Source organism: Mesorhizobium sp. M7A.F.Ca.ET.027.02.1.1 (assembly GCF_004022985.1).
GTDB lineage: Bacteria > Pseudomonadota > Alphaproteobacteria > Rhizobiales > Rhizobiaceae > Mesorhizobium.
The window spans coordinates 1-17,817 of the sequence record NZ_RZOL01000089.1; the positions used below are offsets into that span (position 1 = coordinate 1).

At 62.2% G+C, this 17,817-nt stretch carries 19 protein-coding genes and 1 pseudogene; 15 read left to right on the forward strand and 5 right to left on the reverse strand.

Going from position 1 to position 17,817, the window contains the following annotated elements:
* The 5 genes from EN749_RS12745 to EN749_RS12765 all read left to right on the forward strand — a co-directional run.
* Positions 1 to 209: DUF427 domain-containing protein (locus EN749_RS12745; protein WP_127387130.1), on the forward strand; the 209-nt coding region annotated here is incomplete at its 5' end.
* A gap of 89 nt (positions 210 to 298) precedes the next feature.
* A complete protein-coding gene (locus EN749_RS12750) occupies positions 299 to 1,063 on the forward strand; it encodes an SDR family oxidoreductase (RefSeq protein ID WP_128288793.1) in 765 nt (254 codons plus the stop codon).
* A 420-nt stretch (positions 1,064 to 1,483) separates the two neighbouring features.
* The gene (locus tag EN749_RS12755) at positions 1,484 to 2,458 is read left to right on the forward strand and encodes an ABC transporter substrate-binding protein (protein WP_128363259.1); all 975 of its coding nucleotides are present in this window, start codon (positions 1,484 to 1,486) and stop codon (positions 2,456 to 2,458) included.
* Between the two features lie 76 nt (positions 2,459 to 2,534).
* Positions 2,535 to 3,620, forward strand: coding sequence for a glycine betaine/L-proline ABC transporter ATP-binding protein (locus EN749_RS12760; RefSeq protein ID WP_128363260.1), 1,086 nt, complete (start codon positions 2,535 to 2,537; stop codon positions 3,618 to 3,620).
* Positions 3,617 to 5,599 carry an ABC transporter permease subunit gene (locus EN749_RS12765; protein ID WP_128363261.1) on the forward strand — a complete coding sequence of 661 codons (1,983 nt, stop codon included), beginning with the start codon at positions 3,617 to 3,619 and terminating at the stop codon, positions 5,597 to 5,599. Before EN749_RS12760 ends, EN749_RS12765 begins: the two co-directional genes overlap by 4 nt.
* A gap of 11 nt (positions 5,600 to 5,610) precedes the next feature.
* Here the strand turns inward: EN749_RS12765 and EN749_RS12770 are convergent, their stop codons facing one another.
* On the reverse strand, positions 5,611 to 6,969 hold the full coding sequence (locus EN749_RS12770) for an NAD(P)/FAD-dependent oxidoreductase (protein ID WP_128307693.1): 1,359 nt from the start codon (positions 6,967 to 6,969) through the stop codon (positions 5,611 to 5,613).
* Positions 6,970 to 7,286: 317 nt separating this feature from the next.
* Here EN749_RS12770 and EN749_RS12775 point away from each other — a divergent pair, with 317 nt between their 5' ends.
* Positions 7,287 to 8,003 (forward strand): XRE family transcriptional regulator, encoded by a 717-nt coding sequence (locus tag EN749_RS12775; RefSeq protein WP_127270283.1) that lies wholly within the window; start codon positions 7,287 to 7,289, stop codon positions 8,001 to 8,003.
* Between the two features lie 104 nt (positions 8,004 to 8,107).
* On the opposite strand, the gene EN749_RS12780 is transcribed toward EN749_RS12775, so the two are convergent.
* Genes EN749_RS12780 through EN749_RS12795 form a run of 4 tightly spaced genes read right to left on the reverse strand, consistent with a single transcriptional unit; the run spans position 8,108 to position 11,891 of the window.
* Complete coding sequence (locus EN749_RS12780; protein WP_128363262.1) at positions 8,108 to 9,148, reverse strand: DUF3445 domain-containing protein; 1,041 nt, start codon at positions 9,146 to 9,148, stop codon at positions 8,108 to 8,110.
* A 9-nt stretch (positions 9,149 to 9,157) separates the two neighbouring features.
* Positions 9,158 to 10,123, reverse strand: coding sequence for a PDR/VanB family oxidoreductase (locus tag EN749_RS12785; protein WP_128288109.1), 966 nt, complete (start codon positions 10,121 to 10,123; stop codon positions 9,158 to 9,160).
* Complete coding sequence (locus tag EN749_RS12790) at positions 10,120 to 10,716, reverse strand: dimethylamine monooxygenase subunit DmmA family protein (RefSeq protein WP_128288110.1); 597 nt, start codon at positions 10,714 to 10,716, stop codon at positions 10,120 to 10,122. The genes EN749_RS12785 and EN749_RS12790 overlap by 4 nt, the downstream gene beginning before the upstream one ends.
* 41 nt (positions 10,717 to 10,757) lie before the next feature.
* On the reverse strand, positions 10,758 to 11,891 hold the full coding sequence (locus EN749_RS12795) for an aminomethyltransferase family protein (protein WP_128363263.1): 1,134 nt from the start codon (positions 11,889 to 11,891) through the stop codon (positions 10,758 to 10,760).
* Between the two features lie 285 nt (positions 11,892 to 12,176).
* On the opposite strand from EN749_RS12795, the gene EN749_RS12800 reads away from it, so the two are divergent.
* The 9 genes and pseudogenes from EN749_RS12800 to EN749_RS12840 form a co-directional block, all read left to right on the forward strand.
* Positions 12,177 to 12,464 carry a hypothetical protein gene (locus tag EN749_RS12800; protein WP_027036059.1) on the forward strand — a complete coding sequence of 96 codons (288 nt, stop codon included), beginning with the start codon at positions 12,177 to 12,179 and terminating at the stop codon, positions 12,462 to 12,464.
* A 12-nt stretch (positions 12,465 to 12,476) separates the two neighbouring features.
* Positions 12,477 to 12,853 (forward strand): annotated as a pseudogene (locus tag EN749_RS12805) (hypothetical protein).
* 35 nt (positions 12,854 to 12,888) lie between these two features.
* A complete protein-coding gene (locus EN749_RS12810; protein WP_013532900.1) occupies positions 12,889 to 13,050 on the forward strand; it encodes a hypothetical protein in 162 nt (53 codons plus the stop codon).
* Between the two features lie 14 nt (positions 13,051 to 13,064).
* A complete protein-coding gene (locus EN749_RS12815) occupies positions 13,065 to 14,468 on the forward strand; it encodes an amino acid permease (RefSeq protein ID WP_023808735.1) in 1,404 nt (467 codons plus the stop codon).
* Between the two features lie 45 nt (positions 14,469 to 14,513).
* Entirely contained in the window at positions 14,514 to 15,203 is a 690-nt protein-coding gene (locus EN749_RS12820; RefSeq protein WP_164873888.1) for a hypothetical protein, read from the forward strand.
* Positions 15,200 to 15,523 (forward strand): hypothetical protein, encoded by a 324-nt coding sequence (locus EN749_RS12825; RefSeq protein ID WP_127397719.1) that lies wholly within the window; start codon positions 15,200 to 15,202, stop codon positions 15,521 to 15,523. The genes EN749_RS12820 and EN749_RS12825 overlap by 4 nt, the downstream gene beginning before the upstream one ends.
* 103 nt (positions 15,524 to 15,626) lie before the next feature.
* Complete coding sequence (locus EN749_RS12830; RefSeq protein ID WP_127397720.1) at positions 15,627 to 16,523, forward strand: glutamine amidotransferase family protein; 897 nt, start codon at positions 15,627 to 15,629, stop codon at positions 16,521 to 16,523.
* A 4-nt stretch (positions 16,524 to 16,527) separates the two neighbouring features.
* Entirely contained in the window at positions 16,528 to 17,253 is a 726-nt protein-coding gene (locus EN749_RS12835) for a GXGXG domain-containing protein (RefSeq protein WP_127811056.1), read from the forward strand.
* Positions 17,254 to 17,259: 6 nt separating this feature from the next.
* Positions 17,260 to 17,817: glutamate synthase-related protein (locus tag EN749_RS12840; protein ID WP_245491373.1), on the forward strand; the 558-nt coding region annotated here is incomplete at its 3' end.

Here is a 17,817-nt window from a genome sequence, read left to right on the forward strand (position 1 = left end):
GTCCTTACAAGGGCATCTCCAACTATTATCACGTGACGACCAAGGCCAAGCGTCACGAGAACCTGGTCTGGTATTATCCCGAGCCGGTGCACGAGGCGGAGCGCATCAAGGGGCTGGTCTGCTTCCACCACGAACTGGTCGACAAGATCCTGGTCGACGGCGTCGAAATCCCGAAGGAAGCCACGGCCGCGTCGAGCGGTTATTTCTGAGTATCGACGCCGCTTGAGCCATTTGCGCGCGGGCGCTTGATCGAAGCACGGCTCAGCGCATACCCTCCCTGGGCCAGGGAGGGCACTCGATGGATCTTTTCAAACTGAACGGCGATGTCGCGCTGGTCACCGGCGCCGGCAGCGGCATCGGCCAGGCAATCGCGATCGGGCTCGCCGAGGCAGGCGCTGACGTCGCCTGTTTCGGCCATGCATCGAAGGGTGGGCTGGACGAAACCGCGCACCGGATCACGGCGCTCGGCCGCAAAGCGCTGGTGCTGACCGGTACAGTGACATCGCAGAGCGATCTCGCGGCGGCGATCGATCGCGTCGAGAGCGAACTCGGTGCGCTGACCGTCGCCGTCAACAATGCCGGCATTGCCGGCTCCGAGCCCGCCGAGACGATGCCGCTGGAGACGTGGCAGAAGGTTCACGACGTCAATGTCGCCGGCGTGTTCCTGTCCTGTCAGGCCGAAGCGCGCAAGATGCTGGCGCGAGGCAAGGGCTCGATCATCAACATCGCCTCGATGTCGGGCACCATCGTCAACCGCGGCCTGACGCAGGCGCACTACAACTCTTCGAAGGCTGCCGTCATCCACATGTCCAGGAGCCTCGCCATGGAGTGGGCCGATCGCGGCCTGCGCGTCAATGTGGTTAGTCCCGGTTACACGCTGACTCCGATGAACAAGCGGCCAGAGGTGGCGGAAGAGGTGAAGATCTTCAAGCGCGACACGCCGATGGGGCGCATGGCGGCGCCGGAGGAAATGGTCGGGCCGACGGTGTTCCTCGCCAGCCGCGCAGCGAGCTTCGTCACCGGCCTCGACCTGATTGTCGATGGCGGCTACGTCTGCTGGTAAGAGCTCAGCTTCGCCTGCAGTCTGAATTTGTACGTCTCGCGAAGCGTTAGTCGTTGCGCGACATGAACCTTGGTATATATAATTTCATCCTATGAAACGGCCTTGGCGAGATGGGGCTTACCAGGCGGGTAGCCGAGATCATACGACCTTGATGGCTCGCACCTTGCAGGGCGCCGCAGGACTGGCAATCGATCCGCAGATGACCGCTCCCTCAGCGATCCGTCGGCAGTCATGACGCCGACACTCCGATCCTGTTCCATTATCACCAGAACTGAGCACCATCTTGCCTGCACTGGCCAAAGCCGGGGCAATAATTTGGCGCCGACGGTCTTGCGCAAAGACCAGTCTTTCCAACACAATCAAGAAAAAGCCGCAAGAAGGGAACGAACGATAATTTTCACAGCTTGAAGGAGAACAAGCATGTCATTTCGCAGCCAGATCTCGAAACTCTCGATGAGCGCCGTCGCGCTCGCGACATTAAGCCTGCTGACACCTTCCGCCCAAGCCGCCGCACCGGAATCCAACGATCCGATCAAGATCGCGCTGTTCGACTGGACCAGCGTCAACCTCAACGCCAAGATCCTCGGCGGCATCCTGGAAAAGCTCGGCTATACCGTCGAATATCCGACCGCCGACTACCTCTCCAGCCTGACCACCGGTCTCACCAATGGCGATCTCGATGTCGACATGGAATTCTGGGACACGACCGCCGGCGAGGCCATGAAGGCCTCCGATGCGACAGGCCAGACCGAACGGCTGGGCAAGCTCGGCCCCAAGGCCAAGGAAGAATGGTGGTTTCCCGAATACATGAAGGAGAAGTGCCCCGGCCTGCCTAACTGGGAAGCGCTGAAGGATCCGAAATGCGCCGAAGCCTTCTCGACGGCGGAGACCGCACCGAAGGGGCGCTATCTCGGCGGCCCGGTAACATGGGAAGGCTTTGACGACGAGCGCGTCGAAGCGCTGAAACTGCCCTTCACCGTCATCCATGCCGGCACCGACGCGGCGATGTTCGCCGAGTTGGACTCGGCCTATCAGCGCAAAGCGCCGATCATGCTGTGGATCTATTCGCCGCATTGGGCGCCGGCCAAATACAAGGGCGAATGGGTTGAATTCCCCGAATACACGCCCGAGTGCTACAACGACCCGAAATGGGGCACCAACCCCGACGCCAAATATGATTGCGGCAAGCCGCATGGCGAGATCTGGAAGTACTCCTGGGCCGGCATGAAGGACAAATGGCCGGTCGCCTACAAGGTGGCGAAGGCCTACACGGTCGACACCGACGAACTCAACAAGATGAGCGGCGAGATCGATCTCGGCGGCAAGACGCCGGAAGACGTCGCGGCCGCCTGGATCGCCGCCCACGAGGCCGACTGGAAAGCCTGGGCGCAGTGATCGTTCCGACTGGAAGATGAGACCCGGCTGCTGACCAGCCGGGCCTCGGTTCTTGGTGTTCCAGAAGGACGTTTGAATGACGGACAAGACTGAACAGGGCGCCAAGGGGGCGGGCACGCCAAAAGATGCCCGCCCGATAAAGCTTGCCTGCCGCAATGTCTGGAAGCTGTTCGGATCGAACGCGGCCAATTTCATCCGCGAACGCGACGGCAAGGCCAGCATGGCCGACGTCACAGCTGCCGGACTTGTCGGCGCGGTGCGCGCCGTCGACCTCGAAATCCGCCAGGGCGAGATTTTCATCATCATGGGCCTGTCGGGCTCCGGCAAGTCAACGCTGGTGCGCTGCATGTCGAGGCTGATCGAGCCGACCCACGGCAAGGTCGAATTCGAAGGCAAGGATCTGCTGAAGATTGCGGATGCAGCGCTGATCGAGTTGCGACGACACCGCATGGGCATGGTGTTCCAGAATTTTGCCCTGCTGCCGCACCTCAACGTGCTGGAGAACATCGCCTTCCCGCTCAGCATCCAGGGGCAGGACCGGCCGACACGCGAGGCACGGGCGCGCGAGGTCATCGAACTTGTCGGCCTGCGCGGCCGCGAGCATTTCTATCCGCGCGAATTGTCCGGCGGCCAGCAGCAGCGGGTCGGCATCGCCCGAAGCCTCGCGACAAAACCGGAAATCTGGTTCCTCGACGAGCCGTTCTCGGCGCTCGACCCGCTGATCCGCCGCGAAATGCAGGATGAGCTGATGCGGCTGCAAACCATGCTGCACAAGACCATCGTCTTCATCACCCATGATTTCGACGAGGCGATCCGGCTGGCCGACCGCATCGCCATCATGAAGGATGGCGAGGTCATCCAGATCGGCACGCCGGAGGAGTTGGTGGTCAATCCGGCGACCGACTATGTCGCCGAGTTCACCCGCGACGTCGACCGCGCCAAGGTGATTTCGGCACGCAGCCTAATGCGCGCCTGCGACGGCTCGGAGCATGGCGGCACCGTTGCCCCAGATGCCAAGATCGCCAGCTTCTCTGCCGGTATCGTTGCCGCCAACAAGCCGTTCGCGGTGGTCAACGGCACCGGCAAGCCGATCGGCGAGGTGACGCCGCAAGCGGTGATCGATTTGCTGGCCGGCATCGATCGCTCAAGGGTCGGCGCATGACGGTGACAGCAAGCGCCAGCGAGACGCGGTCGCGACCGATTCAGGTCGGGCTGCTGGTCTGGGCGGCAGCGCTTGCCGCCGTGCTTGTCGTGTTCCTGTTGCAGGACCGCCTGCCCTGGGCCGTCAACTATCCGGCAAGTACCGTCGTGCCGGTCGCCGATTGGGTCAGCGCGCTGATGCGCTGGATCAAGTCGAACCTGTCCTGGTTGACCCGCTCGATCACCGCTGTGCTCGGCGTTCCCCTCGATTTCGCGCTCAATCTGCTGGCCAAGAATTTCAAGATCGGCCACGGCGCTGACGCCTATATCCTGCCGCGCCTGTCCTGGGTCGGCGTCTGCGCCGCCGCCTTCCTTGCTGGACATGCCGTTGGCGGCAGAAAGCTCAGCCTGCTGGTCGGCGGCTGCTTCCTCTACATCGCCCTGTTCGGCCAATGGACCAGCGCCATGCTGACGCTGGCGCTGATCTCCATCGCCGTGCCGTTCTGTATCGTCACCGGGCTGTTCGCCGGCATCTGGGCATGGCGCAAGCCGTGGGCGGAAAGGCTCATCGTCTCCCCTGCCCTTGACCTGATGCAGACGATTCCGACCTTCGCCTATCTCATCCCGATGCTGCTGCTGTTCGGCAACAGCCCGGTGTCGGCGATGATCGCGACCGCCATCTTCGCCACGCCGCCGATGGTGCGGGCAACGATGCTCGGCCTGTCGCGGGTGCCGTCGGAGATCGACGATTTCAGCGAGATGGCAGGCTGCACGGCGCGGCAGAAACTGTGGCGAGTGCTGCTGCCCTCGGCACGGCCGACACTGATGGTCGGCGTCAACCAGGTGATCATGCTGGCGCTGAACATGGTGATCATCGCCTCGATGATCGGCGCCGGCGGCCTCGGCTACGACGTGCTCCTGGCGCTGCGCGCACTGAAGGTTGGCGAGGCGATGGAAGCCGGCCTTGCGATCGTGGCACTGGCCATTGCGCTTGACCGGCTGAGCCAGGCCATCGCGCACAAGCAGGCCAAAGGCCATGCCCATCAGGAGATGAGCCCGAGCCTCTGGCAGCGTTACCCCAATCTGACGCTGGCCATCGCCATCCTTGTGGTGACGACACTTCTCGGCCTGTTCGTGCCGGCCTTCGCAGCGGTGCCGAAGGCGATCACCTTCACCACCGCGCCGCTGTGGAAAGCGGCCGTAAACTGGGTGACGATCAATTTCTTCGACACGATCGAAGCGTTCCGCGTGGCGCTGATCCTTAATTTGCTGAACCCGCTGCGTGCCTTTTGCGAAGGGTTTCCCTGGCTGGGCGCGGTGTTCCTGCTCGGCCTTGCCGGCTATCAGCTCTCCGGCCTGCGGCTGGCCGTGCTGGTGGCAGCGCTGACTGCCTTCTGCGCCATCACCGGCCTGTGGGAAAAGACCATGGCAACCGTCTATCTCTGCGGTATCTCGGCCTTCATCGCCTGCCTGGTCGGCATCCCGATCGGGCTGATGGCTTCGCGCAGCGACCGCTTCGAGAAGATCGTCACGCCGGTCATCGACACGCTGCAGGTGCTGCCATCCTTCTGCTTCATCATTCCGGTGGTGATGCTGTTTCGGGTCGGCGATGTCACGGCGATGATCGCCACCATTGCCTTCGCCGTGGTGCCGGCCATCCGCTACACCAATCACGGCATCAGGCAGGTGCCGCCGGCGCTGATCGAGGCGGCCAAGGTGTCGGGCTGCACGCCGCGCCAGACCTTCTTTCGCGTGCAACTGCCGCTGGCGCTGCCGGAGATCATGCTTGGCGTCAACCAGACGATCCTGATGGCGCTGGCGATGATCATCATCTGCGCCATGGTCGGCACCCGCGATCTCGGCCAGGAAGTGTTCATCGCGCTGTCCAAGGCCGATTCCGGCCGCGGCATCGTCGCGGGCCTGGCCATCGCCTTCATCGGCATTGTCGCCGACCGGCTGTTCGGCGCCTGGACGGCGCAAGCCAGGGCAAGGCTGGGGTAGCAGGCGCCGCCCTACTCCGCCGCGACGCCCTTCACCTCGAGATAGCTCTCCATCGAATCGTCCAGCGCCTGCAGCCACGGCGTATGATGCAGCGGCGCCATGGTCCCGGTCATCAGCGAGCGGTAGGCGTGGTCGCGGAAGCCCATGATGTTCTCCGCCTTGTGGTGTTCCCATTCCATGAAGGTCTGGTTGACCGCCTCGACGTCGAAGCCCGGATAGTCGGTCTGGTCCATCAATTCCTTGGTGTAGTCGCCCTGGAACCAGATCATCTGCTCGGCGTCTTCGAGCGTTTCCTCACGCGCCCTCCATTTCGCGCCGTGCGCAGCCATCGCCTCGGCCGAGGGCAGCTTTATGCGGCCCATGATGACGTCGCGGGCGAACCAGGCCTGCGCGTCGAACATGTTGAAGGTGTAGAACTGATCCTGCATGCCGATATAGGAAAGCTGCGGGTTCTTCTCCCAGACGACGCCTTCATAGAGGTCGAGCGGCCACATGCGGTTGGCTGTCTTGAGCTTCAGATCGTCGGTGAGGAAGGGGAAGGAGTGCAGGTAGCCGGTGCACAGGATGATGGCGTCGACATCCCTAGTGGTGCCGTCCTTGAAGTGGGCTGTCTTGCCTACGACCTTCTGCAGCAGCGGCACTTCCTGCCAATTCTCCGGCCATTTGAAGCCCATCGGCTTCGAGCGGTAGCTGGAGGTGATCGATTTGGCGCCGTATTTGTAGCATTGCGAGCCGATGTCCTCGGCCGAATAGGAGCGGCCGATGATCAATATATCCTTGCCCTTGAACTCCATCGCGTCGCGGAAATCGTGGCTGTGCAGGATGCGGCCGTTGAAGGTCGAAAAGCCCTCGAAATAGGGTACGTTGGGCACCGAGAAATGGCCGGAAGCGACGACGACATTGTCGAACTCTTCCGAGTAGGTGACGTCGTTGGTGCGGTCATGCGCGGTGACGGTGAATTTCTTCGTCTCGTCGGAAAACGTCACCATGCGCACCGGGCTGTTGAAGCGCACCCATTTGCGAAGGCCTGATTTTTCGACGCGTCCCTTGATGTAGTCCCACAGCACGGCGCGCGGCGGATAGGAGCCGATCGGCCGGCCGAAATGCTCCTCGAAAGTGTAGTCGGCGAATTCCAGGCACTCCTTCGGTCCGTTCGACCAGAGATAGCGGTACATCGAGCCGTGCACCGGATCGCCATGCTCGTCGAGGCCCGTGCGCCAGGTGTAGTTCCACAGGCCGCCCCAGTCCGACTGCTTTTCGAAGCAGACGATCTCGGGAATGTCGGCGCCCTTGTCGGCCGCCGACTTGAAGGCCCTGAGCTGTGCCAGGCCGGACGGGCCGGCTCCGATGACGGCAACGCGACTTTTCATGGCAGGCCTCCCGATCTGGTTTCGACTTTTGTCTTGACGCAATTCCCAAGGGTAAAGCGCTATGGGCTTTTCCCGGATTTGCTCTTACGAAACAAATTTCACTCACAGGACAGTAATTGGCCCTTTCGTGCTGTCAACAGCCCGATGCTGAAACAAGGTTTCGCCGATGTGGATTTCCCGCGAAAAACCGGACGCGGCCAAACATCATTATCATGCGCATGCGCGTTCACGCGACTTGCCGTCGCAGTTGCGCTCCTGTATCGGCACCTGACATGTTCACCTAGAGTGAAATAAATCCCAGGAGTGCCGGGGGCGACATGGCGAAGAAGGTTTCCGATCCCAAGGCTGGTCTCGCCGGTGCGACGGCCAAGCCGCTGCCAAAGGTTTCAGCCGACGGCAAGACCATCCGCGCGCCACTGACGCAGAACCCGCATGCCATTCGCGACACGCGCGAAAAAGTGCTGGAGGTGGCGATCGGCCGCGAGGTGCGGGCGTTCCGCAAGAAGCTCGGCATCACCGTGGCTGATCTCGCGGTCGCCACCGACATTTCGCTCGGCATGCTGTCGAAGATCGAAAACGGCATCACCTCGCCGTCGCTGACCACCTTGCAGGCGCTGTCACGGGCGCTCGGCGTCCCGGTCACCGCCTTCTTCCGCCGCTTCGAGGAAGAGCGCAGCGCCGTCTTCGTCAAGGCCGGCCAAGGTCTCGATGTCGAGCGCCGCGGCACCCGCGCCGGCCACCAGTATAACCTGCTCGGCCATATCGGATCCAACACCAGCGGCGTCGTCGTCGAGCCCTATCTGATCACGCTGACCGAGGATTCCGATGTGTTCCCGACCTTCCAACATGAGGGCATGGAGTTCCTCTACATGCTCGAAGGCGAGGTCGTTTACCGGCACGGCAGCAACCTCTACCCGATGAAGCCCGGCGACAGCCTGTTCTTCGACGCCGACGCGCCGCACGGGCCGGAGCAACTGACGAAACTGCCGATGCGCTATCTGTCGATTATTTGCTATCCGCAGAGCGCGGGTTAAGCGGGACGCAAGCAGCCCCCTCACCCGGATTGCCAGCCGAATTGCGAAGGGCAATTCGGGGCAATCCGACCTCTCCCCGAGGGGAGAGAAGGCTGGCGCCAGCGTCAATCCGGCCCAAACCCTGGGCTCGTCGCGCTCCCATCGTCCAGCTTCGACAGCCACTCGACCAACGCCGGGCGATAGCGTGTCAGGCCCTTGTAGTTGGCGAGTTCGTCAGGCAGGTCGCGGATGACGCGGTGCAGGCGCCGTGCCCATTTGGGCTGCGTCGCCAGCTCATCCATCTTGATCAGATAGCAGCGGATCGGGAAGACGATGCCGTTGGAGCGCGGCAGTCGCCAGAAACTCTGCAGCTCGACACGCAGATGCACCTTGTCGCCGACATTGTCCGGCGTCACCGTCGCCCGGTCCGGACCCCATTTGTGGTAGTTCTCCGGGCTGGTGTCGAGGCGCGGGTTGATGGTCATCGTCCAGTTCAGGCGTCGCGCCGGCTTGCCCTGCTGGATGTTGGTGAGGAATTTCAGCGCCCTGACGAAAATGCCCTTCTCATGCGCCAGCGGCACCGGCGCATGCCATTCGAAGAAGTTCATGCCGATGTCGAAATCGAGCGACCAGTCGGCCTGGGTGGTGACCATGCCGGCATCCATCCACAGATTGCCGTCGCGCTGGTCGAGGATGCAGAAATCACCCTGGCTCTGCCGGGTGATGTATTCCATCGGCCCATAAGGCAGCGTCGAGGTGTCGCCGAAGGTGAAGGTGTCGTCGATGCCGAGCGGGCGGTTGATCCAGCGCCAGCGGTCGCCATCGCGGGTCAGCGTGAAATGCTCGGGATAGCCCAGCGCCTGCTGCTCCATCAGCAGTTCCAGCAGGTCCCAGCCGGCCAGCGTCATGTGCGGCAGCGACTGGCAGCGCAGCGGATCCTCGGCCAGCACCAGCGCGCGGTCCTGCATCTCGGCGACATAGTGCTCGTCGACATCGATCAGGTTTTCCAGCACGCTACCCTTCGGCCCGACGACATGCGGCTCGATGTTGACCGCATACATGTAGGCGTCTTCGTGGAACGGAAACGGGAAGCGCCTGATGTGCTCCGGGCTGTTCTTGAAGGTGAAGTCGTCGCGGAACGTTTCCTTGCGAAAGGTGATGCCCATGATTTTCTCCTAGCGCTCCAACACCAGCGACCGGCCTTCGAAGCGCGACACGCACGGCATGATCTTACAGCCCGAACGGTGCTCTTCGTCGCTCAGCCAGTGGTCGTTGTGGATGAACTTGCCGTCATAGGAGACGACGTTGGTTTCGCACTGGCCGCAGACGCCGCCGCGGCAGAGATAGGGCGGATCGACGCCGGCCGCCTCGATCGCCTCGAGCAGGCTCTGCTGTTCATCGACGCGGATCGTCTTGCCGCTGACGGCGAGCGTCACGTCGAACGGCAGTCCGGGCTGGGGTGCGGCGAAATGCTCGAAATGCACGGTTTCCGCCGGCCAGCCGAGGCTTGCCGCGCGATCGCGCACCCAGTTGATCATGCCGGCCGGGCCGCAGACATAGAGATGCGTGCCGAGCGGCTGCGTCGACAGCAACCGGTCGAGTTCAATGCGCTCGTCGAGGTCGTCATGATAGAGCCTGACCCTGCGGTCGTAGCGCTCGCGCAGCACATCGGCATAGGTGCCGAGCGATGCGGTGCGGCAGGTGTAGTGCAGCTCGAAATTGCCGCCTTCCGCCGCCAGCTGCGCGGTCTGCGCCATGAAAGGCGTGATGCCGATGCCGCCGGCCAGCATCAGGTGCTTTTTGGCGCGCAGGTCGAGCGAGAACAGGTTGACCGGGTAGCTGACCACCATCTCCAGGCCAGGCCGGACATTCCGGTGCATGAACAGCGAGCCGCCACGGCCGACATCGTCGCGGCGTACCGAGATCGTGTATTCGCGCGTGTCGAGCGGCGAGCCCATCAGCGAATAGGGATTGAGCCGGGTCCGCTCGCCGTCGCGCATCTCGACCACGACATGGGCGCCGCCGGAAAAGGTCGGCAACAGCTCACCGTCGCGCCGGCGGAAATGGAAGCGGGTGACTAGGTCGTTGACCGGGACGACGTCGCTGACGACGACATCGAGTTTTGTTGTGCCGGTGCTCATCGAAAAATCTCCTCCAGCGGAGGAATCTCTGAGCGATCTTCCGCATTGATGCAGACGCCCTGGAACGCGGCGATGCGCCTGGAGTAGTGATCGCGCACCAGAAGCAGCAGGCCGCAATGCGCGCAGGTCGCCGGCTGCGTGGTCACATCCTCGGTGATGCCCTTGCAGTGGACGCATTGCATGCGCCGCGCCAGCGAGCCGCGGTGCTCGGTCTGGATCGAGGTGTGGTCGATGCCGGCTTCAAGCGCCACCTGCATCGCCTGGCCGATCAGGCCCTCGGTGCCCGAGAGATAGAGGCGCAGGCCCATATGCGCGTTGGCGAGTGTCTGCCTGAGCCGTGGCAGCAGGCTGGCGAAGGACGGTGCCTGATGAAACTGTGCCGGTTTCAGCGCTTCGAGGGCGGCGATGGGTTTTCCGTCAGGCCCAGGAATGAAGACGATTTCGGCGTCGTCGAAAAACCCGGGCGGCGCCCTCTCGGCCATCTCCGCTATTGCCAGCGCCCCTTCCGCATCCGCGATAAAAAGATGATGCTTGCCGGCTTGCGGAGACAAGGTTCCGTAAACGGGCCGGCTGATGATGCTTTTGGCTGCCATTTAAGTCTTCGTGCCTCGAACCCCTCGCTATCGACTATGCCTCAACCTTTCGCCGTGCGCTTGGTCTTCTTGGGATCGTCGAACGGAAGCGGCTGCGCGGTGGCCTTGATGGCGCCGCTCTTGTTGCGGATTTCGAGCTTGGTGTCCTTTACCGCGCAGTCAACGTCGAGGCGGGCGATGCCCATCGATTTCTCGACCAGCGGCGAATACATGCCGCAGGTCACCACGCCGACCTTCTTGCCGTCGCGGTAGACCGGCGCCCCTTCATCGGCCGGCTCCTTGCCATCGAGCCGCACGCCATAGATCTTGAAGCGCTCCTTGCCTTTCAGGCGATAGTGCTCCTCGGCGCCGCGAAAGCCGGTCTTGCCGGGGCTGACGGTGAAGTCGAGGCCGAGTTCCCACAGCGTGTCGCCGGGGCCTTCGTTCTCAAACGGATATTTCTGCGAATTGTCGTAGGGGTAGAAGAGCAGATAACTTTCGACACGCAGCATGTCGAGAGTGGTGAAGCGGCACGGAATGATGCCGGCGCTCTTGCCTTCGTCGAGGATCCTGTCCCAGATCGTGCCGGCATCCTGGCCACGGCAGAAGATCTCGTAGCCGCGCTCGCCGGTATAGCCGGTGCGCGAGATCATGACAGGCAAGCCGAACAGCTGCGCCTGCATGTGATGGAAATAGTTGAGGTCGCGAATGCCCGGCACATGCTTGGCCAGATAGTCGACGGCGGTTGGCCCCTGCAGCGACAGATCGTGCAGGTTGTCGTCGAAGCGCAGCGAGACGTCGCGTCCTACCGAAGCACGCTGCAACTCCTCATGGCCGGTGCCCGAACCATGCACGACCATCCATGCATTCGGTCCGGTCCGGTAGAGTATACAGTCGTCGGTGAATTTTCCCGCCTCGTTCAGCATGCAGGCATAGGCTGACTTGCCGGGATAGATCTTTTCGACATCGCGCGTCGTCGCCAGGTCGATCAGGTGTGAGGCATGCGGCCCGGTGATGTGGACTTTCTTGAGGCCGGAGACATCCATCAGACCAGCCTTGGTGCGGATGGCGATGTACTCCTCGTCGGCATCCTTGTCGTAGGTCCAGGCGGTTCCCATGCCGCTCCAGTCTTCGAGCTTCGAACCGAGCGCGCGATGGCGATCCGCCAGGGTCGAAAATCTCCAGGATGCCGTCATCCGCTCGTCCTCCGTTTCGATAATGCTCTGCTGTTCCCTGCCCCCTGCGCAGCGGCGGGAGCTTTGGCCGAATATTGATCGCAAACCTCCGGGCGCCGCAATACCCATAAGCAATTAATTTCATTGTCAGGCAAAATCCGCCGCGCAAACCAAACGGTCAACCCCACGTAAATCGCGCTTGACAATTGCGAGATTCAGACGGAATTTATGAAAAAAATTTCACTCTGTTGAAAGAGGACGGCGGACGGGGATTCGGAACCGGACGGCGGAAAAGGGGAGAAACCGATGTCAGACATGCAACAGCGCATCGAAGCGCTGTATCGTTCCGACGTGCGCGGAGCCGCGCTCCTGATCGTCTGCCTGTGGGCGACGATCCTCTTCGTCCTCCTCATGACATGGCCCTACATCCCGCACAGCGGCATCAAGGCCGTGGTCGCGATCGCCGCCGCCGCCGTGCTGATCTTCAACACGGCCGCCATCCTGGCGATGGTCAAGCACTACAAGGAAGACAAGGAATTCATCTACGGGCTCGATATCAAGAACGCCGACGCGTTCCGCAACCGCAAGTCCTGAGGGGTAAAAGAGATGTCCCGCTACACGCCGCCGGAACAAAGCAAGGCCGGGCAGGTTTTCGACATCGCCGTCGTCGTCGTTGCCATTTCGTGGCACTGTGGCTACCGCTCAAGCTGGGCCTCGCCGGCGCGGCGAAATCCATCGACGCGCTCGACGCCAAGACCTGGGAAGCGCTAGGCCAGAACCCGACCATGGCGTCTATCTGGGAAAAGCTCGGCTATACGCCCGAGACCGCGCACGACATCATCCAGAACCGCTTCCACTATGTCATCGACTGGCCGACGCTGATCATCATGGCGGCGGTGCTGATCGGTTATTTCGTCTTCCTGTTTCGTGCATCAGACCGCGAATATCGCGACGTCATCAACGAAAAATTCGACGACAAGTAAGAGTTCTGAGGACGATTTAATCGGGGGACACGATCATGTGGGTAGCACTCTCTTACGCATGCTGGGGCATCTCGATCGTGCTCGCTTTGTGGATGCTCTACGACTGGTTCAAGGTTGACACGACCTTCTCCGAAGAGGTGCTGACCTCGTCTCGCGAGGGCGAACTGGAAGCCACTTCCGAAAAACACCGGATCTGAGTGAGGATTGAACAATGACGATCGCACTTGAACCGGCTGCCCCGGCTGCCCAAGGGGACAGAGTTTCACTCCTGCGCGTGCTCGGACCGGCCCATGTCTGGGCGCTCGGCGTCGGCATCGTCCTGGTCGGCGAATTCACCGGCTGGAATTTCTCGGCGGACAAGGGTGGCGCACTGGCCGCGCTGATCGTCTGCTGGGTCGTGGGATTGCTCTACACCTCGGTCGCCATGATCGATTCCGAGGTGACATCGACCGTGGCCGCCGCCGGCGGCCAGTATGCGCAGGCAAAGCACATCGTCGGACCGCTGATGGCGTTCAACGTCGCGCTGTTCCTGGTCTTTGCCTACACCATGCTCGAAGTATCCGACGCCATCCTGCTCGGCGACACCATCGTCGCCAAGGCCGGCGTCGAAGGGCTCACCCACAATTCCTTCATCGCCGCGACCATCGTCGTGCTGGCGTGGCTGAACTATCGCGGCGTGCTGATGACGCTCAATGTCAACTTCGTCATCACAGCGGTCGCCTATATCTCGATCGTCATCCTGTTCTTTTCGGTCAGCCCGTGGACGCAAGGCGCCGTGCTGAAGCTGAACGAGCTGGTCACGCCAGGCAATGCGCTCCCCTATGGCTGGATCGGCGTCATCGCCGCCTTCCAGTTCGGCATCTGGTACTATCTCGGCATCGAAGGCACCACACAGGCCGCCGAGGAAGTGCGCTCGCCGGCCCGCTCGCTGCCTTACGGCACCATGGCCGGCATGATCACGCTTTTGATCGCCGCCGCCATGACCTGGTATGTCTGCGCCTCGATGATGCCATGGGAATATCTCGGCATCACCTATTATCCGCTGTGGGACGCCGGCAAGCTGACTGGCAGCCCGCTGCTCGAGAACCTGTTGTTCGTCGCCACGCTGCTTGCTGCAATGGCCTCCGCCAATGGCTGCATCAACGATGCGGCGCGCGCCTGGTTCTCGCTCGGCCGCGACCGCTATCTGCCGACATGGTTCTCGGCCGTGCATCCGAGATATCGCACGCCCTATCGTTCGATCCTGTTCCTGCTGCCGATCGCGCTGGCCTTCGCCTTCATCGCCGACCTCAACCAGGCGATCACCTTCTCGATCCTGTCGGGCGTGCTGCAATACACGTTCATGAGCATCAACATCATCATGTTCCGCAAGAAGTGGCCGCTCGGCTCGATCCGCCGCGGCTACACGCACCCCTTCCACCCGATCCCGGCCATCGTGCTGTTTTGCCTGTGCGTGGTGACCTTCTTCGCCATCTTCCTCGGCTTCGGCTCGCAACTGATCGCCATGGTCGCCTTCTATTTCCTGATCTCACTGTGGTTCCATTTCTATCGCTACAAATTCGTGCGGCGCGGCGATCAGTTCACCATGCCGTGGCCGAAGCCGCAGGGTTATTGATGGGAGTAGGCCGGTCCGTATCCTGGATGGGCGTGGCATGAGAAAATGTCCGAGCTGACATCAGCACTGCTGGCCGGAGCCATTGTCCTGGCTATCGTTCTCCACCTTGCCTGGCAGGCGCGTGCCAGCCGCAACAGGGCATCGATGGCGCTTGCCGTCGAGCAGGACCGCATCCGCACAGCCATCGCCGACGCAGCCAATGTCTCGGACGGCACCGCCGGTGTCATCACCTGGGAAGGGTCCTGGAACAGCAAACGTGTCCAGGTGCGCACCATCGTCGACACACTGGCGACGCGGAAACTGCCGGCGCGCTGGCTCAGTGTTTCGATCACCGAGCCGGTGGCCGTGCCCGGCACCTTCGATATGATGATGCGGCCGGGGTCGCCGACGACCTTCTCCAATTTCGATCATCTCGACCACACGCTGCCGAAGAGTTCGGCATTTCCGGCCGAGGCCGTGTTGCGGACGGATCGCAGGGGCGTCCACTTCCCACTGGAGACCATCGCCGGCCACCTCGGGATTTTTTCCGAAGGGCGCGCCAAGGAACTGCTGATCACCCCGAAAGGGGTACGCATCGTGTGGCTGCTGGCCGAAGCCGAACGGGCGCGCTACGGTGTGTTCAGGCAGGCCGAATTTGGCGACGCCACACTCGATCCCGCGCTGATCGAAAGACTGCTGGTGTCGGTGTCGGCGCTTCGCGACGCCATCAACAAAAGCGAACGCCAAGCCGCATGACCATTCCCACCACGGCACCCACCAATCCTTATCTGGTTCTCGGCGCCGCAATCGTGCTGCCGGGAAGCGGGCACGTCATTCTCGGCGTGCCGGTGCGCGGCCTTCAGTTCCTTTTCTTCATGGTGATCCTGGCATGGGTGACGGCCAAGATCGCACCGTCGGATGCCAGCTTTGTCGGCCGTCACGCCGGCGGCTTCCTGATCTATGCCTTGTCGATTCTCGACGCCTACAAGCTCGCCCGCATCCGCACCGCCAAATGGGTTCACAATGCCCGGCGAGACGGCGACAGTGCGCAGAGCGGCATTGAGCCGCATAGGTAACTGGAGGAATATTTTTTTCATACGATTGAATTTGTGCGGCTCATTCGATACATCCTCTCTTAGCTACAAACGATCTCTTAGCTACAAACATCGGGAGGCTGACATGTGTGGAATTGTCGGACTGTTTTTGAAGGACAAGTCGCTGGAACCCCAGCTTGGTGCGATGCTGTCGCAGATGCTGATCTCCCTCAGCGACCGCGGTCCCGATAGCGCCGGTATCGCCATCTATGGCGCGCCTTCCAAGAATGAGGCCAAGATCACCATCCAGTCAGCCAGGCCCGACCGCGATTTCCGCGGCCTCGAGGCGGAGCTCGCCAAGGCCATCGGCACGCCGGTGACGATCGCGGTGAAATCCACCCATGCCGTCGTCAGGACCACGCCGGCCAAGATCGATGAAGCGCGCGAAACCATCCAGGCGCTGCGCCCCGACATCCGCATCATGGGCGCCGGCGACGTTGTCGAGATCTACAAGGAAGTCGGCCTGCCGGAGGCCGTCGTCGAGCGCTTCGATGTCCGCAAGATGACCGGCACGCATGGCATCGGCCATACCCGCATGGCAACGGAATCGGCGGTGACGACGATGGGCGCGCACCCGTTCTCGACCGGCGCCGACCAGTGCCTGGTGCACAATGGCTCGCTGTCGAACCACAACAACGTCCGCCGCGAGTTGATCCGTGAAGGCATGACCTTCGAGACCGAGAACGACACTGAAGTGGCCGCCGCCTATCTTTCGTCGCAGATGGCGCATGGCAAGAATCTCGGCGAGGCGCTGGAAGGCACGCTCTCCGACCTCGACGGCTTCTTCACCTTCGTCGTCGGCACCAAGAACGGTTTTGGCGTGGTGCGCGATCCGATCGCCTGCAAGCCTGCCGTGATGGCCGAAACCGACCAGTATGTCGCCTTCGGCTCGGAATATCGCGCGCTGACCAAACTACCCGGCATAGACAATGCGAGGGTCTGGGAACCCGAGCCCGCAACCGTCTATTTCTGGGAGCATTGAATTCATGTCGGCAACCACGCTTTCAAAGACCGCAGCACATGACCCTCGGGTCTTCGATCTTGACCAATCGTCGCTGCGCGAACTCAACCAGGCGCTGCACAATCTGTCGCCCGGCTCGAATGAAACGGCCTGGGAAGTGCTGAACCCGAAAGGCAGCCATTCGGTCGCCGTTGGCGTCGACCAGCCTGTTGCCATCGATGTGCGTGGCAGCGTCGGCTATTATTGCGGCGGCATGAATTCCGGCAGCACCATTACCGTGCATGGCTCGGCAGGCCCCGGCGTCGGCGAGAACATGATGTCGGGCTCGATCACCATCAAAGGCGACGCCAGCCAGTATGCCGGCGCCACCGGCAAGGGCGGCCTGTTGGTCATCGAAGGCAACGCCTCGTCGCGCTGCGGCATCTCGATGAAGGGCATCGACATCGTCGTGCACGGCAATATCGGCCACATGTCGGCCTTCATGGCGCAGTCGGGCAATCTGGTGGTGCTGGGCGATGCCGGCGATGCGCTGGGCGATTCCATCTACGAGGCGCGGCTCTTCGTGCGAGGCAAGGTCGACAGCCTGGGTGCCGACTGCATCGCCAAGGAGATGCGGGCTGAGCATCTGGAATTGCTGCAAGGCCTGCTCGACCGTGCCGGTGTCACCGGCGTCAAGCCGTCGGAGTTCAAGCGCTACGGCTCGGCGCGCACCCTCTACAATTTCAATATCGACAACGCCGACGCGTATTGAGGCAGCATGACCTACAGGAACCCGCCGACGACGCCGCGCAAATCCGCGACCTTCGACGACTATACGCTTTCCGAAATCCGCCGTGCCGCGGCGACCGGCATCTATGACATCCGCGGCGCCGGCGCCAAGCGCAAGCTGCCGCATTTCGACGACCTCTTGTTCCTCGGCGCCTCGATCTCGCGCTACCCGCTCGAAGGCTATCGCGAGCGCTGCGACACATCGGTCGTGCTCGGCTCTCGCCATGCCAAGAAGCCGATCGAGCTGAAGATCCCGATCACCATCGCCGGCATGAGCTTCGGCTCACTGTCAGGCCCCGCCAAGGAGGCACTCGGGCGCGGCGCGACCCTGTCGGGCACCTCGACCACGACGGGCGACGGCGGCATGACCGAGGAAGAGCGCGGCCATTCAAAGCAGCTGGTCTATCAATATCTGCCGTCGCGCTACGGCATGAACCCGCGCGATTTGCGCCGCGCCGATGCGATCGAAGTCGTCGTCGGCCAGGGTGCCAAACCGGGTGGTGGCGGCATGCTGCTCGGCCAGAAGATTTCCGATCGCGTCGCCGAA

What these genes read in the sequence shown, in the direction of transcription:
- EN749_RS12750 (WP_128288793.1), top strand. Translation starts at nt 299, where the DNA reads ATGGATCTTTTCAAACTGAACGGCGATGTCGCGCTGGTCACCGGCGCC.
- EN749_RS12755 (WP_128363259.1), top strand. Translation starts at nt 1,484, where the DNA reads ATGTCATTTCGCAGCCAGATCTCGAAACTCTCGATGAGCGCCGTCGCG.
- EN749_RS12760 (WP_128363260.1), top strand. Translation starts at nt 2,535, where the DNA reads ATGACGGACAAGACTGAACAGGGCGCCAAGGGGGCGGGCACGCCAAAA.
- EN749_RS12765 (WP_128363261.1), top strand. Translation starts at nt 3,617, where the DNA reads ATGACGGTGACAGCAAGCGCCAGCGAGACGCGGTCGCGACCGATTCAG.
- EN749_RS12770 (WP_128307693.1), bottom strand. Translation starts at nt 6,969, where the DNA reads ATGAAAAGTCGCGTTGCCGTCATCGGAGCCGGCCCGTCCGGCCTGGCA.
- EN749_RS12775 (WP_127270283.1), top strand. Translation starts at nt 7,287, where the DNA reads ATGGCGAAGAAGGTTTCCGATCCCAAGGCTGGTCTCGCCGGTGCGACG.
- EN749_RS12780 (WP_128363262.1), bottom strand. Translation starts at nt 9,148, where the DNA reads ATGGGCATCACCTTTCGCAAGGAAACGTTCCGCGACGACTTCACCTTC.
- EN749_RS12785 (WP_128288109.1), bottom strand. Translation starts at nt 10,123, where the DNA reads ATGAGCACCGGCACAACAAAACTCGATGTCGTCGTCAGCGACGTCGTC.
- EN749_RS12790 (WP_128288110.1), bottom strand. Translation starts at nt 10,716, where the DNA reads ATGGCAGCCAAAAGCATCATCAGCCGGCCCGTTTACGGAACCTTGTCT.
- EN749_RS12795 (WP_128363263.1), bottom strand. Translation starts at nt 11,891, where the DNA reads ATGACGGCATCCTGGAGATTTTCGACCCTGGCGGATCGCCATCGCGCG.
- EN749_RS12800 (WP_027036059.1), top strand. Translation starts at nt 12,177, where the DNA reads ATGTCAGACATGCAACAGCGCATCGAAGCGCTGTATCGTTCCGACGTG.
- EN749_RS12810 (WP_013532900.1), top strand. Translation starts at nt 12,889, where the DNA reads ATGTGGGTAGCACTCTCTTACGCATGCTGGGGCATCTCGATCGTGCTC.
- EN749_RS12815 (WP_023808735.1), top strand. Translation starts at nt 13,065, where the DNA reads ATGACGATCGCACTTGAACCGGCTGCCCCGGCTGCCCAAGGGGACAGA.
- EN749_RS12820 (WP_164873888.1), top strand. Translation starts at nt 14,514, where the DNA reads ATGTCCGAGCTGACATCAGCACTGCTGGCCGGAGCCATTGTCCTGGCT.
- EN749_RS12825 (WP_127397719.1), top strand. Translation starts at nt 15,200, where the DNA reads ATGACCATTCCCACCACGGCACCCACCAATCCTTATCTGGTTCTCGGC.
- EN749_RS12830 (WP_127397720.1), top strand. Translation starts at nt 15,627, where the DNA reads ATGTGTGGAATTGTCGGACTGTTTTTGAAGGACAAGTCGCTGGAACCC.
- EN749_RS12835 (WP_127811056.1), top strand. Translation starts at nt 16,528, where the DNA reads ATGTCGGCAACCACGCTTTCAAAGACCGCAGCACATGACCCTCGGGTC.